The sequence below is a fragment of the Vibrio artabrorum genome, from assembly GCF_024347295.1.
Classification (GTDB): domain Bacteria; phylum Pseudomonadota; class Gammaproteobacteria; order Enterobacterales; family Vibrionaceae; genus Vibrio; species Vibrio artabrorum.
The window spans coordinates 769,868-783,723 of record NZ_AP025458.1; the positions used below are offsets into that span (position 1 = coordinate 769,868).

General features: G+C 43.4%; 14 protein-coding genes. 10 read left to right on the top strand and 4 right to left on the bottom strand.

Translation table 11 applies throughout. From position 1 onward, the window contains the following. Positions 1-8: 8 nt before the first annotated feature. The 3 genes from OCU36_RS03500 to OCU36_RS03510 form a co-directional block, all read right to left on the bottom strand. Positions 9-557 (bottom strand): peptidylprolyl isomerase, encoded by a 549-nt coding sequence (locus OCU36_RS03500; protein WP_261839060.1) that lies wholly within the window; start codon positions 555-557, stop codon positions 9-11. Further along, positions 557-1,126, bottom strand: a complete 570-nt coding sequence (locus OCU36_RS03505; RefSeq protein ID WP_261839061.1) for a YajG family lipoprotein — start codon at positions 1,124-1,126, stop codon at positions 557-559. The genes OCU36_RS03500 and OCU36_RS03505 overlap by 1 nt, the downstream gene beginning before the upstream one ends. A gap of 65 nt (positions 1,127-1,191) precedes the next feature. Then, positions 1,192-2,343 carry a methyltransferase gene (locus OCU36_RS03510; protein WP_261839062.1) on the bottom strand — a complete coding sequence of 384 codons (1,152 nt, stop codon included), beginning with the start codon at positions 2,341-2,343 and terminating at the stop codon, positions 1,192-1,194. 173 nt (positions 2,344-2,516) lie between these two features. Here OCU36_RS03510 and bolA point away from each other — a divergent pair, with 173 nt between their 5' ends. The 10 genes from bolA (at position 2,517) to dinB (ending at position 11,908) form a co-directional block, all read left to right on the top strand. After that, positions 2,517-2,828: a transcriptional regulator BolA gene (bolA, locus tag OCU36_RS03515; RefSeq protein WP_261839063.1), complete on the top strand. Its 312-nt coding sequence runs from the start codon at positions 2,517-2,519 to the stop codon at positions 2,826-2,828. A 519-nt stretch (positions 2,829-3,347) separates the two neighbouring features. Beyond that, on the top strand, positions 3,348-4,688 hold the full coding sequence (locus OCU36_RS03520; protein WP_261839064.1) for a Na(+)-translocating NADH-quinone reductase subunit A: 1,341 nt from the start codon (positions 3,348-3,350) through the stop codon (positions 4,686-4,688). Positions 4,689-4,693: 5 nt separating this feature from the next. Further along, the gene (locus OCU36_RS03525) at positions 4,694-5,941 is read left to right on the top strand and encodes an NADH:ubiquinone reductase (Na(+)-transporting) subunit B (protein WP_261839065.1); all 1,248 of its coding nucleotides are present in this window, start codon (positions 4,694-4,696) and stop codon (positions 5,939-5,941) included. Next, positions 5,928-6,695: a Na(+)-translocating NADH-quinone reductase subunit C gene (locus OCU36_RS03530; protein ID WP_261839066.1), complete on the top strand. Its 768-nt coding sequence runs from the start codon at positions 5,928-5,930 to the stop codon at positions 6,693-6,695. The genes OCU36_RS03525 and OCU36_RS03530 overlap by 14 nt, the downstream gene beginning before the upstream one ends. Then, positions 6,695-7,327, top strand: coding sequence for an NADH:ubiquinone reductase (Na(+)-transporting) subunit D (locus OCU36_RS03535; RefSeq protein ID WP_261839067.1), 633 nt, complete (start codon positions 6,695-6,697; stop codon positions 7,325-7,327). The genes OCU36_RS03530 and OCU36_RS03535 overlap by 1 nt, the downstream gene beginning before the upstream one ends. Positions 7,328-7,334: 7 nt before the next feature. Continuing rightward, positions 7,335-7,931: an NADH:ubiquinone reductase (Na(+)-transporting) subunit E gene (gene nqrE / locus OCU36_RS03540; protein WP_009848375.1), complete on the top strand. Its 597-nt coding sequence runs from the start codon at positions 7,335-7,337 to the stop codon at positions 7,929-7,931. Positions 7,932-7,960: 29 nt separating this feature from the next. Next, entirely contained in the window at positions 7,961-9,187 is a 1,227-nt protein-coding gene (gene nqrF, locus OCU36_RS03545; protein ID WP_063522726.1) for an NADH:ubiquinone reductase (Na(+)-transporting) subunit F, read from the top strand. A gap of 172 nt (positions 9,188-9,359) precedes the next feature. Then, positions 9,360-10,364 (top strand): FAD:protein FMN transferase, encoded by a 1,005-nt coding sequence (locus tag OCU36_RS03550; RefSeq protein WP_261839068.1) that lies wholly within the window; start codon positions 9,360-9,362, stop codon positions 10,362-10,364. Positions 10,365-10,380: 16 nt separating this feature from the next. Continuing rightward, positions 10,381-10,635, top strand: coding sequence for a (Na+)-NQR maturation NqrM (gene nqrM / locus OCU36_RS03555; protein WP_261839069.1), 255 nt, complete (start codon positions 10,381-10,383; stop codon positions 10,633-10,635). 214 nt (positions 10,636-10,849) lie between these two features. Then, complete coding sequence (gene dinB, locus OCU36_RS03560; RefSeq protein WP_261839070.1) at positions 10,850-11,908, top strand: DNA polymerase IV; 1,059 nt, start codon at positions 10,850-10,852, stop codon at positions 11,906-11,908. 8 nt (positions 11,909-11,916) lie between these two features. Here dinB and OCU36_RS03565 read toward each other — a convergent pair whose 3' ends face one another. After that, the gene (locus OCU36_RS03565) at positions 11,917-13,851 is read right to left on the bottom strand and encodes a RecQ family ATP-dependent DNA helicase (RefSeq protein ID WP_261839071.1); all 1,935 of its coding nucleotides are present in this window, start codon (positions 13,849-13,851) and stop codon (positions 11,917-11,919) included. Positions 13,852-13,856: the final 5 nt, after the last annotated feature.

Consider the following 13,856-nt stretch of genomic DNA (forward strand, 5'->3'; position numbering starts at 1 on the left):
TAATAAGATTACTTAAGAAGGGTTACTTTGGTGATGACAATTGGGGCGACAGGGATATCTGACATACGACCCATGCGCTTGGTTGGTATGGTGGCCATTTTTTGAACAACATCAAAGCCCTCAGTGACTGTGCCAAACACTGCGTAACCTGGGTTATTGCCTTTTGCGTTTAAAAAATCGTTATCAACCAAGTTAATGAAGAACTGACGAGTTGCAGAATCAGGCGCATTGGTACGAGCCATTGCCACTGTTGCAGTGTTGTTCTTCAGACCATTGCGGCCTTCATTCTTGATTGGAGCATAAGTCGACTGTTGATTCATCTCTTGATCGAAGCCGCCACCCTGTGCCATAAAGCCAGGAATAACACGGTGGAAGATGGTGCCTTCGTAGCTGCCGTCTGCCACGTATTTTAGGAAGTTCTCAGTCGTAACCGGAGCTTGCTCTTGGTTAAGCTCAATAGTGAAGTTGCCTAATGTTGTTTCCACATTCACTTTAGGCCCCGCCCAAACGCTTAGGCTCACAAGCATTAATGCTATAGACGATAAAATACGGCCCATTAGAAACGTTCCTTCATGTAATTTTGTAGCTCTTCATCGTTAGCGATTTCAGTCAGAACTAGGTTAATCACGTCATTAAGAACCTTAGAGATATCATCATTTGATGCGCTCAATGCCCCCGTACGCGTTGCCGTACCTTTGAATGTTTTTACTAGCTTACCTTGCGGGGTTTCAGCCGTGACTTGAAGTGTCACTTTGCCGTCCATTTGGTTTTCTAGTATGGTGTGATTAACAGTAACAAGTGCCTCTTGAATCTCTAAAACAACGGAGTTTTCACTGTTGACGCTTGCACGATAACCTTGAGATTCCAGTTGTTTTGCGAGAGTGTTTTCGAGTGAAATGCGCATGTTTCTTTTAGCGTGAATCGGCTGAATATTAGAATGACCACTATCAACTAACGCGACATATTGAGCTGCGCGAACATCTTTACTGGTTAGCGTATAGGTTTTGTCTTGCACAAGGTTACTTGAGCTTAGTGAAGCTTCTGGCATTACGTCGATCTGTTCTTGCTTAGGAGCTGAACATGCAGTCAAAGCCATAATAGAGGCCACCAAAATCAGTTTTTTCATTCCTTTATCCTTTCTAAATTCACACCAGAAGCTCGGTATCTTAAATTTTTAAAACAGTCTACTGCCTATTTGTTAAAATTAGCAGGTTCTCTTGTTGCTTGTAATATCTCAAATTTTTGGTTTAGTTCAAGCGTTTCAACGTTCGCTTCACCAAATAGTCTTGCTAATTTGACATCGTATCCGAGGTGTCGGTTGCCAATAACGATTAATTTCCCCCCATTACTGAGAACATGCTTTGCATCACAGAACATTTGCCACGCAATGTGATCGGTAATCGCTTGTTGCTGATGAAATGGAGGATTACACATGACGAGGTAAGTGCTGTTTTTCTTAAAACCATCTAAACAGTTGTTGGCGATAAACTGGAAGTTGCCTTCTTCACCAAGGTTATCCTTGACGTTTTGGCGTGCTGATTCCACGGCCATAAAGCTTTCATCCACACAAGTAATACGAGCTTGTGGGTTCAATTGTCCTGCTTTGACACTCAATACACCGTTGCCACACCCAAGATCAATGATATGACGTAGTTCGGGATCTTGAGGGATATGATCTAGCATATAGCGAGCACCTTGATCGAGAGCTTCCCCTGAGTAAACATTGGGTAAATTTTTCAGGCGGATATCTTCTCCGTCTACATCCCATTCAACAAAGGGTTCTACTGTTTGAATTGGCTGGCAGTTTGGAGAAGAGAATACAAGGCGGTGCTTTTTCTTAGCCAGAGAGGTTTTGGTTTCACCGAGATACTTTTCAAACAGATTAAGCGTTGAAGTGTGGATTTCTTTGACTTTATTGACTCCGATAACTTGGCAACCTTCAGGCAACGCTTGGCGCAATTGGCTCAATTGCCAGATCAGGTGACGATTGGTCTTAGGCAGTTGCATAATCACCAGATCAATTCCGTGTGGGATGTTATCCATTGTGTTCAAGAAATTGACACGATTACTTTGATTGCGCTGTAAGTTTTTTAGTGTACCTCGGTGAGAGATAAACGAATCACTCATCATGGTGACATCATGATCTTTCGAGAACCAAGTTGAAAGAGCGCCAAAACTGTCGTTCATGATCAGAATGTGTTTGCCTGGTTCAAGATTCATCTCTTCTACATGGCTAATGATGTATTCGTCGCCCGCATCCCAAGCTTGAAGCGTTTCATTTGAACGTTTAGGAAAACGATGTAAGGTCAAGGTTCTATCGTGAAGGGTAAGTTCGGTTTTCATTACTTGAGATACTTATATTGGAATTAACCAATATATTGTCTCAAATGCGGACAGAACAAGATAGAAAAAACTCCACCAAGCCGATGCGGTTCGCTATGTAACACTCAGACAGTTGACTCTTTAGGGGGTATACTCAGTTAATAGTAAGGCCAATATGTTATTAAGGAATCATAATGATCCAAGAAGTTATCGAAACAAAATTGCAAAGTGAGTTTTCACCAAGTCATTTGAACGTGGTAAACGAAAGCTTTATGCACAATGTTCCGGCCGGTTCTGAGAGTCATTTTAAAGTGATCGTTGTCAGTGATGTGTTTGAAGGTTTACGCCTTATTGCTCGTCATCGAGCGGTAAATAAAGCACTTTCAGAAGAGCTAGCGAACCATATTCATGCATTATCCATTCACACTTATACACAAGATGAATGGAGTAAGCAGTTAAATAATGTGCCAGATAGCCCAATGTGTATGGGTGGTAGTAAGTCATAAAGCGAACGCATATCGAGAAGGTGGATATACCACCTTTTTTGTTGTCAAAGTTATACATTTTCCGTTCTTATATCATCGAGAATGATGGTCAAATTAAATCGCAATAAATACCTACAATAAGTGATGTTTCTATTAACAGTGTTTCAACATAACTCATAAAATATGAGTTTGTGACAGAGTATTAATCTCTTGTTTAAAACACGATTCAAAAGCTATTTTATCTGTGCGGCTCGTCAAATTTATACATATTTGAGAGGCCATATACTTCAAATCTTGCCAAATAAAGACCGCATTCAAGTTATTGATCATGGCGTCAAGTTGTCAAAAAATGCTAGAATACCGCACCTGATAAATCTCTCATGATTCTAGTGATGAGTTTATTAAGATAATGTTGCGATTTTGGTATCTCAAATTTACCAAAACCCGACACTCTAATGTCGTGTCTAAGGGCGATTTTTAAACGCCCTGAATTTACGCAATTAAAAGAATCTTTTTCCCGATAAAGTAGTGCAAGTGCGTATGATTACAATAAAGAAGGGTTTGGATCTTCCTATCGCAGGAACTCCATCCCAGGTGATTAATGATGGTAAGTCCATCACTAAAGTCGCCTTGCTTGGCGAAGAGTACGTTGGTATGCGTCCTACGATGCATGCTCGCGTTGGTGATGAAGTGAAGAAAGGCCAAGTTCTTTTTGCAGATAAAAAGAACCCAGGTGTTGTATTTACTTCTCCAGCAAGCGGTAAAGTTATTGAAGTGAACCGTGGTGCTAAGCGTGTTCTTCAATCCGTCGTGATTGAAGTCGCAGGCAATGAGCAAATCACGTTCAATAGCTATGAAGCTAACCAATTAACCAGTCTTGACCGTGAAACGGTTAAAACTCAGTTAGTTGAGTCTGGCGCATGGACCGCTTTGCGTACTCGTCCGTTCAGCAAGGTTCCAGCTATTGATTCTGAAACTCAGGCTATTTTCGTTACTGCTATGGATACCAATCCGTTAGCAGCTGAGCCAGAATTAATCATTAATGAGCAATCTGATGCTTTCGTTGCTGGTTTAGATCTTCTTTCAACTCTGACTAACGGTAAAGTGTACGTTTGTAAAAAAGGTACGAGTTTACCTCGTTCAGGTCAGTCTAACGTTGAAGAACATGTTTTTGATGGCCCACACCCTGCAGGTCTTGCAGGCACGCATATGCATTTCCTATACCCAGTAAATGCACAAAATGTAGCGTGGAGCATTAACTATCAAGACGTTATCGCATTCGGTAAACTTTTCCTAACGGGCGAAATTTACTCTGAGCGTGTTGTTTCTCTGGCAGGTCCAGTGGTGAATAACCCACGTCTAGTTCGTACTCAAATTGGTGCTAGCCTTGAAGAGTTAACGGACAATGAGTTAATGCCAGGTGAAGTTCGTCTTATTTCTGGTTCTGTGTTAGCTGGTGTTCATGCATCAGGTCCCCATGCTTACCTTGGCCGTTACCATCAGCAGGTTTCCGTTCTTCGTGAAGGTCGTGATAAAGAGCTATTCGGCTGGGCTATGCCGGGCAAGAACAAGTTCTCTGTTACTCGGTCATTCCTTGGTCACATGTTTAAAGGTCAGTTGTTCAACATGACAACGACAACAAACGGCAGTGATCGCGCGATGGTTCCAATTGGTAACTACGAGAAGGTCATGCCATTAGATATGGAGCCGACTTTGCTGCTTCGTGATCTATGCGCTGGTGACGTTGATAGTGCGCAAGCACTTGGTGCACTAGAGCTAGATGAAGAAGATTTAGCACTGTGTACCTTTGTATGTCCAGGTAAGTACGAGTACGGTCAGCTACTTCGTGAATGCCTAGATACAATTGTGAAGGAAGGGTAATTTTCATGGGCCTTAAAAAGTTTATTGAAGACATCGAGCATCATTTTGAACCCGGTGGTAAGCATGAAACGTGGTTTGCGCTTTACGAAGCTGCAGCAACACTTTTCTACACACCAGGTACTGTTACAAAGAAAAGCTCGCATGTCCGTGATAGCGTCGACTTAAAACGCATCATGATCATGGTTTGGCTTGCGGTATTCCCAGCAATGTTCTGGGGTATGTACAACGCAGGCGGACAAGCTATCGCCGCACTAAACCACATGTATTCCGGTGCTGAACTGGTTTCTATCATTGATGGTAACTGGCACTACTGGTTCACCGAAATGCTAGGAGCCACCTTAGGTTCCGATGCAGGTTGGGGCAGTAAGATGCTCTTGGGTGCGACTTACTTCCTACCTATCTATGCAACGGTATTTCTCGTTGGTGGTTTCTGGGAAGTACTGTTTTGTATGGTGCGTAAGCATGAAGTCAACGAAGGTTTCTTTGTTACTTCTATCTTATTTGCGCTTATTGTTCCGCCAACGCTTCCTCTTTGGCAAGCGGCTCTGGGTATTACTTTCGGTGTTGTTGTTGCCAAAGAGATCTTTGGTGGCACGGGTCGTAACTTCTTGAACCCTGCGCTTGCCGGTCGTGCGTTCCTATTCTTTGCATACCCTGCACAGATTTCAGGTGACGTAGTTTGGACTGCTGCTGACGGTTTTTCTGGTGCAACGGCTCTTAGCCAATGGGCTCAAGGCGGTGGTAGTGCACTAATGAACGTAACATCGGGTGAAGCAATCACTTGGATGGATGCATTCGTTGGTAACATTCCTGGTTCTATCGGTGAAGTTTCAACGCTTGCACTTATGATTGGTGCAGCAATGATCGTTTACATGGGCATTGCTTCATGGCGCATCATTGCGGGTGTTATGGTCGGTATGATTGCAGTATCAACACTATTTAACGTGATTGGTTCTGACACGAACGCAATGTTTAGCATGCCTTGGCATTGGCACCTAGTTTTAGGTGGCTTCGCATTCGGTATGTTCTTCATGGCGACTGACCCAGTATCGGCTTCATTTACCAATAAAGGTAAGTGGTGGTACGGCATCCTCATCGGCGCAATGTGTGTAATGATTCGTGTCGTTAACCCGGCATATCCAGAAGGCATGATGCTTGCGATTCTATTCGCAAACCTATTTGCTCCTCTGTTTGACCACGTTGTAATCGAGAAGAACATTAAGCGGAGACTAGCGCGCTATGGCAAGCAATAACGATAGCATTAAAAAGACGCTGTTTGTTGTTATCGCATTGAGCTTAGTGTGCTCAATTATCGTTTCAACAGCTGCAGTTGTTCTTAAACCTAAGCAACAAGCTAACGCAGTTCTGGATCAGCAAACTAAGATCCTTGAAGTTGCGGGTATCGAACTTGATGGTGATATTCCAGCGTTGTACGCAGAGAACATCGAACCACGTTTAGTTGATCTTGCGACGGGTGATTTCATTGATGGTGATGCTGCTGCATACGACCAACGTAAAGCGGCAAAAGATCCAGCTCAGTCAATCAAGCTTTCAGCTGGAGATGACGTTGCTAAGATCATTCGCCGTGCTAATACGGGTACGGTATACCTAGTGAAAGATGGTGCTGAGACGTCTAAAGTTATCATCCCTATCCATGGTAACGGTCTTTGGTCAATGATGTACGCATTCGTTGCGGTAGAAACTGATGGCAACACAGTTGCTGGTATCACTTACTACGAGCAAGGTGAAACTCCTGGGCTTGGTGGTGAAGTTGAAAACCCAACTTGGCGTGCTCAATTCGTTGGTAAGAAACTGTTTGATGAAAACCACAAACCCGCTATTAAGATAGTTAAAGGTGGCGCTCCTCAAGGTTCTGAGCACGGTGTTGATGGCCTTTCAGGTGCAACATTGACCAGCGTTGGCGTTCAACATACATTTGACTTCTGGTTAGGTGATATGGGCTTTGGTCCGTTCCTAGCAAAAGTTCGTGACGGAGGTCTGAACTAATGTCTAGTGCAAAAGAAATTAAAAAGAGCATCTTAGCGCCTGTGTTGGACAACAACCCAATCGCGTTACAGGTTCTTGGTGTGTGTTCTGCTCTGGCGGTAACCACTAAATTAGAAACAGCTTTTGTTATGACTATCGCGGTAATGTTCGTTACTGCCTTGTCGAACTTCTTCGTTTCTTTGATCCGTAATCACATTCCTAACAGTGTGCGTATCATCGTTCAGATGGCAATTATCGCATCATTAGTAATCGTGGTAGACCAAGTGCTTAAAGCATACCTATACGATATCTCTAAGCAGTTATCTGTATTCGTAGGCCTAATCATTACTAACTGTATTGTTATGGGACGCGCGGAAGCATTCGCCATGAAGTCTGCACCAATCCCATCTTTTATTGATGGTATTGGTAACGGCCTTGGTTATGGTTTCGTTCTGATCACTGTTGGTTTCTTCCGTGAGCTTCTAGGCTCTGGCAAACTATTTGGTATGGAAGTATTACCTCTAGTGAGCAACGGTGGTTGGTATCAGCCAAACGGCTTGATGCTTCTAGCACCTTCTGCGTTCTTCCTAATTGGTTTCATGATTTGGGCAATTCGTGTGTTCAAACCAGAACAAGTAGAAGCGAAGGGGTAAGGTAGTCATGGAACATTATATTAGTCTGCTGGTTAAATCGATTTTCATCGAAAACATGGCGCTTTCTTTCTTCCTAGGTATGTGTACATTCCTAGCGGTATCTAAGAAAGTTAAAACTTCTTTTGGTCTTGGTGTTGCGGTCGTTGTCGTACTTACCATCGCTGTGCCTGTAAACAACCTTGTTTACACACACATCCTGAAAGAAAACGCGCTTGTTGAAGGTGTCGATTTAAGTTTCCTTAACTTCATCGCATTCATCGGTGTTATCGCAGCACTTGTACAAATCCTAGAGATGGTTCTAGACCGTTTCTTCCCACCTTTGTACAACGCACTGGGTATCTTCCTGCCACTGATCACAGTTAACTGTGCAATCTTTGGTGGTGTATCTTTCATGGTAACGCGTGATTACAACTTTGCTGAATCCGTTGTTTACGGCTTCGGTTCTGGTGTCGGTTGGATGTTAGCTATCGTTGCTCTTGCGGGTATCCGTGAGAAGATGAAGTACTCTGACGTACCTCCAGGTCTACGTGGCCTTGGTATCACGTTCATTACTGTTGGTCTGATGGCGTTAGGCTTTATGTCTTTCTCTGGTGTTCAACTGTAGGGTAAGCACCCAGTAATAAGGAATAACAAATGCAAAGCATTATTCTTGGCGTAGCGATGTTTACCATTATTGTATTGGCTTTAGTACTAGTGATTCTGTTCGCTAAGTCTAAGCTAGTACCATCAGGTGACATCACTATTTCAGTAAACGGCGACCCTGAAAAGGCGATCGTTACTCAACCTGGTAGCAAGCTACTTGGTGCCCTTGCTGGCGCTGGTATCTTCGTATCGTCTGCTTGTGGTGGCGGTGGCTCTTGTGGTCAGTGTCGTGTGAAAGTTAAGTCTGGTGGTGGCGACATCCTGCCGACTGAACTTGATCACATCACAAAAGGCGAAGCTCGCGAAGGCGAACGTCTTGCATGTCAAGTTGCGATGAAAACGGACATGGAGATTGAACTAGACGAAGATATCTTTGGTGTTAAAAAGTGGGAATGTACTGTTATCTCGAATAACAACGAAGCGACTTTCATCAAAGAATTGGCTCTAGCGATCCCTGAAGGTGAAGAAGTACCTTTCCGCGCGGGTGGTTACATTCAGATTGAAGCTGAACCACATCACGTGAAATACGCAGATTACGATATTCCTGAGGAATACCGTGGTGACTGGGATAAGTTCAACCTATTCCGTTACGAGTCTATCGTTAAAGAACATTCAATCCGTGCTTACTCAATGGCTTCATACCCAGAAGAGAAAGGCATCATCAAGTTGAACGTTCGTATCGCGACTCCGCCGCCAAACAACCCAGACGTAGCTCCAGGTGTGATGTCTTCATACATCTGGTCTCTTAAGCCTGGTGACAAGTGTACTATTTCTGGTCCATTTGGTGAGTTCTTTGCTAAAGACACAGACAATGAAATGGTATTCATCGGTGGTGGTGCAGGTATGGCGCCTATGCGTTCTCATATCTTCGACCAACTTAAGCGTCTTAAGTCTACTCGTAAGATGTCTTACTGGTATGGCGCACGTTCTAAGCGTGAGATGTTCTACATTGAAGATTTCGATGGCCTAGCGGCTGCAAACGAAAACTTCGTGTGGCACTGTGCACTGTCTGATCCTCAACCAGAGGACAACTGGGACGGTTACACTGGTTTCATCCACAACGTACTGTACGAAAACTATCTGAAGGATCACGAAGCTCCTGAAGATTGTGAGTACTACATGTGTGGTCCACCGATGATGAACGCAGCTGTTATCGGCATGCTGAAAGATCTTGGTGTAGAAGATGAAAACATCCTATTAGATGACTTTGGTGGTTGATCCATTTAAGTGATTGATATTATGGCTGACTCTTACGAGTCAGCCATTTGTTTTTCTAAGACTTTCTTTAACAATACAATGGCTTATATAAGAAAGAGTAAGACGTTAAAATGTCCGTATTTACTCTTATTTTTTGTTATATAAACCCTCAACATTAGACAGGAGTAAGCAAGTGAGAATTTGGCTTGTTGCATTCACTTCTTTGATTTTTCTTGCTGGCTGCGAAAAGCCAATAGAGCAAGTACATTTAAGTGGCCCAACGATGGGTACCAGTTATAATATTAAGTACATCAATAGTGATGAGTTACCTGAATCTAAAGAGATTCATACCGAGATTGATCGCATACTTGAAGATGTTAACGATAAGATGTCAACATATCGCGATGACTCAGAGTTAAGTCGCTTTAATCAATACAAAGGTTCGGACGCATTCAAAGTGTCTGAGCAAATGGCGACTGTCGTGAAAGAAGCGATTCGTTTGAACGGTCTTACTCAAGGTGCATTGGATGTGACTGTGGGCCCTTTGGTCAATTTGTGGGGCTTTGGCCCTGAAGCACGTCGAGACATCGTTCCAACAGAAGAAGAGCTTGCCGCTCGTAAAGCAAGAGTGGGGATTCAGCACTTAAGCATTAAGGGCAATATGCTGAGTAAGGATCTACCTGATCTGTATGTTGATCTTTCGACTATTGCTAAAGGTTGGGGAGTTGATGTGGTTGCTGACTACCTTGATTCCATTGGAATTCATGACTATATGGTTGAAGTTGGTGGTGAAATTCGCTTAAAAGGTCTTAACCGTGACGGTGTCGGTTGGCGTATCGCCATTGAAAAACCCACTGTAGATAAGCGTACTGTTCAAGAAATCATCGAACCGGGCGATATGGCGATTGCCACATCTGGTGATTACCGTAACTATTTTGAACGTGACGGTGTTCGATATTCGCACATCATCAATCCAGAAACCGGTAATCCAATTCGTCACAAAGTGGTTTCTGTTACTGTTTTAAATTCGTCGTCAATGACAGCGGACGGTTTATCGACTGGTCTTATGGTCTTAGGCGAGAAGAAAGGAATGGAAGTTGCTAATCAATATGGCATCCCTGCATTCATGATCGTAAAAACAGCCGATGGCTTTAAAGAAATGGCTTCAGAAGCCTTTAAGCCATATTTAGGTAAATAAGGTAAGCGAGATAATTATGAATACATTTCTGATTACATTTGGTGTTTTTCTTGCTGTCATCGCAGCGATGTCCATTGGCTATATTATCCAAAAGAAAGTGGTGAAAGGGAGCTGTGGTGGTTTAGGAGCGGTCGGTATCGATAAAGTATGCAACTGTCCTGAACCTTGTGATGCGCGTAAAAAGCGCGAAGCACGTGAAGCATACCGTGAAGAGAGACTGGCGGAGCGCCAGCAGAAAGAAGCATCTTGGAATAAAGACCGTATTGCTTAACTGACGAATGCTGAGCCGATGTTATCGAGCTCCTCAAAATGCAAAGAGCTCAAAACCTAGTGTTTGAGCTCTTTTTCATTTTAGGCCGCTATGACGGTTTTCTGTTACTGGGATTTGGATAAGTTCTCGGTGAGGGGGATGTAGGCTATTCACTGGTACTTTCCCCCCAATTTGTTAATCGCTATACTGTATGTAACAACAGTTATGGTGGTTTATGACAACGAAAATCATTCATGTAGATCTTGATTGCTATTATGCAGCAGTAGAGGCGAGAGACAATCCCTCTCTACGAGGTATACCACTCGCTATCGGCGGCTCTCAATATGGTCGAGGGGTACTTTCAACATGTAATTATGAAGCCAGAAAATTTGGAATTCGCTCCGCAATGCCGACGGGACAAGCGCTTAAGTTATGCCCTAATTTAACGGTTGTTCCAGGTGACATGGAAAAATACAAATCGGTGTCTAAGCAAATACAGGCTATTTTTTTGCGTTATACGGATGTAATTGAGCCTTTATCGTTAGATGAAGCCTACTTAGATGTGACGGGTTCCCCTTACTTCAATGGGTCTGCAACCTTAATTGCGCAAGATATAAGGAAGACGATTGAGACGGAGTTACAGTTGACGGCTAGTGCTGGGGTTGCTCCGATTAAATTTGTCGCGAAAATCGCCTCTGACATTAACAAGCCGAATGGTATTTGTGTGATTCCCCCGGATCAAATAGAGAGCTTTGTTGAGGAGCTTTCGTTAGGTAAGATCCCCGGCGTTGGGAAAGTAACGCTGGAAAAACTTAATAAGTTAGGCCTTTATAAAGGGAGGGATGTAAAAGCGTACGAGCAGAGCTTGTTACTCAAGCAGTTTGGTAAGTTTGGCCAATCTTTATGGGAAAAGTGTCACGGGATTGATAACAGAGAAATAGAAACATCAAGAGTGCGGAAGTCTGTTGGGGTTGAAAAAACATTCAATACGGACATTTTTACTCAACAAGAGTGTCATAGTGCTATCGAGCGTTTATACCCATCTTTATTAAGCCGGCTTGAAAAGGCATCCCCAGAGAAAAAGATCATAAAACAAGGAATGAAATTAAAGTTTGATGATTTTAAACAAACCACCGTCGAGCATAAAAAAAACACTTTAGATAAAGTGTTTTTCAATGAATTGTTGGAAGAGGCATTAAAACGACAGAAAGGCCGAGGGATTCGTCTCATCGGATTGAGCGTGGGGTTAGACACGGAACAAAAAAACAAAGAGCAAATGAGTTTTGATTGGTAGAGGGAGCCTTATCTTGGTAGACGTTTCACTAATGCTAGAGTGTCACTGAATGGCTGCTGTTCGAGCTTTCCGTAACCGACCATTTTGCTGGCTTTTAGTTTTGTTGAAAGCGGAGTGGCTATCCCACATAAAAAGCGAGTAATAGCTTCATCGGTAATCAACGGTTGGCTCTTTGCTGCAAATTCATGAATCCACGCCAGCACGGTTTTATCATCTACGGGTTCAATATCGACGGTAGGTAATATCGCAATTTCTCCTCGACATACCGAGCAATGACCACAGTTTTTTGGGGCTTGGTCATCGGCAAAATAGCTCGCAAGGCGTGAGCTTAGGCAAGTATCCGCCTCAAAGAAATTCAGCATTTGGTTAAGGCGGTTTATCTCACTGTGCTCTTTTGCTTTAAATAACTCAGTAAGGCGCTCTGACAGTTGCATCATATCTTCAGAAGTATTGTGGATCGCGTAGACATCGGTGATCTGCTTGCTCTCCAGTTCAATCCAACCTTGTTCATTGAAGTAGTCGATAGCCGCAATCACACGCTGACGATCGGCTTGGAAGTGCGTCCAAAGCGCATCAAAATCGACTTGGCACCACACTCTTGCTTGCGGAGAGCATTGGAAAATCGCTTCGACAAATTGACGACGCTCACTTTGAAATTGCTCTGTGATCTGCTGTTTCGGGCGAATGAACTTAAATTTGTAGTCTGCGAAGTAGCTGTACTTCGGCTCGATCACGCCTTCAATTTCCAGATACACCAGTAGTGTTTTTAGCGGTAATTGACGAATGTTGGATTCACGTGACAGCTGGTTAAGCATGATCTCCCATTGATTCGAGCCAGAAGCGCGAATGTTTTGATTTTCGTAGATCTCTTTTAATACCGCTTGGATCGATATATTGTCTGGCGTATCACCAAAAACGAAGTTCTCGAGTGTGCTTAAACCATGTTTGTTAGCGAGTAAAATACATTCAGACGCTTGCCCATCTCGACCTGCTCGCCCAATTTCTTGCGAGTAGTTCTCTATCGATTTTGGTAAGTCAAAGTGAATAACTCTACGAATATTGGATTTGTCGACCCCCATACCAAACGCAATCGTGGCGACAATACAATTGACATCATCGGTCATAAATTGGTGTTGAATGGCATCTCTATTTTCTGGCTTAAGACCCGCATGATAAGCCACAGCATTAACGCCAGCATTACGAAGTTGTTGAGCGACCATCTCTGCCGTTTGTTGAAGGGTGACATAAACAATAGTCGGAGCGAGAGAAGCTTGGTTAACCACATTGCACAAGGTTTCTAGCTTGCTGGTTTGTTCACAAGGTTGAATCGACAGGTCGAGGTTTTGACGATAGAAACCCGTCACCACAACGCGCTCTTCATCAATTTCAAACTTTGACTTCATGTCTTGGATAACCGAGGTGGTTGCGGTGGCTGTCAGTAGCAGAACCTGAGGAATATTGAGCTGTTTTTGGTACTGAGGAAGCTTCAGGTAATCGGGTCTGAAGTTGTGTCCCCACTCTGAAATACAGTGCGCTTCATCGACCACAAGCAGTGAGATCGGCACTTGGGAGATAAACTGACGAAAGCGTTCGTTCTTCAAACGTTCAACGGAAATCATTAGGATCTTGGTGTCGCCGTTACGTACAGACTGCATTACCTGTTGAGTGGTTTGTCTATCTTGGCTTGATTCGATGGCGGCAGCACTGATGCCTTTACTGTGCAAGAAGCTAAGTTGGTCTTTCATTAATGCCAACAGGGGCGATATCACCAAGGTTAAGTGTGGTAACTCTAAGGCGGGTAATTGATAGCAAAGCGATTTACCTGAGCCCGTCGGGAATATCGCTGCAGTGGAGTGCCCCGATAGAACATTATCAATGACTTGCTTTTGCCCATGACGTAGTGAATCGAATCCGAATACTTGTTTTAGCTTCTGCTCAATCATTTATG

Coding starts and splice junctions, on each gene's coding strand:
- OCU36_RS03500 (WP_261839060.1), bottom strand. CDS start 557: ATGGGCCGTATTTTATCGTCTATAGCATTAATGCTTGTGAGCCTAAGC.
- OCU36_RS03505 (WP_261839061.1), bottom strand. CDS start 1,126: ATGAAAAAACTGATTTTGGTGGCCTCTATTATGGCTTTGACTGCATGT.
- OCU36_RS03510 (WP_261839062.1), bottom strand. CDS start 2,343: ATGAAAACCGAACTTACCCTTCACGATAGAACCTTGACCTTACATCGT.
- bolA (WP_261839063.1), top strand. CDS start 2,517: ATGATCCAAGAAGTTATCGAAACAAAATTGCAAAGTGAGTTTTCACCA.
- OCU36_RS03520 (WP_261839064.1), top strand. CDS start 3,348: ATGATTACAATAAAGAAGGGTTTGGATCTTCCTATCGCAGGAACTCCA.
- OCU36_RS03525 (WP_261839065.1), top strand. CDS start 4,694: ATGGGCCTTAAAAAGTTTATTGAAGACATCGAGCATCATTTTGAACCC.
- OCU36_RS03530 (WP_261839066.1), top strand. CDS start 5,928: ATGGCAAGCAATAACGATAGCATTAAAAAGACGCTGTTTGTTGTTATC.
- OCU36_RS03535 (WP_261839067.1), top strand. CDS start 6,695: ATGTCTAGTGCAAAAGAAATTAAAAAGAGCATCTTAGCGCCTGTGTTG.
- nqrE (WP_009848375.1), top strand. CDS start 7,335: ATGGAACATTATATTAGTCTGCTGGTTAAATCGATTTTCATCGAAAAC.
- nqrF (WP_063522726.1), top strand. CDS start 7,961: ATGCAAAGCATTATTCTTGGCGTAGCGATGTTTACCATTATTGTATTG.
- nqrM (WP_261839069.1), top strand. CDS start 10,381: ATGAATACATTTCTGATTACATTTGGTGTTTTTCTTGCTGTCATCGCA.
- dinB (WP_261839070.1), top strand. CDS start 10,850: ATGACAACGAAAATCATTCATGTAGATCTTGATTGCTATTATGCAGCA.
- OCU36_RS03565 (WP_261839071.1), bottom strand. CDS start 13,851: ATGATTGAGCAGAAGCTAAAACAAGTATTCGGATTCGATTCACTACGT.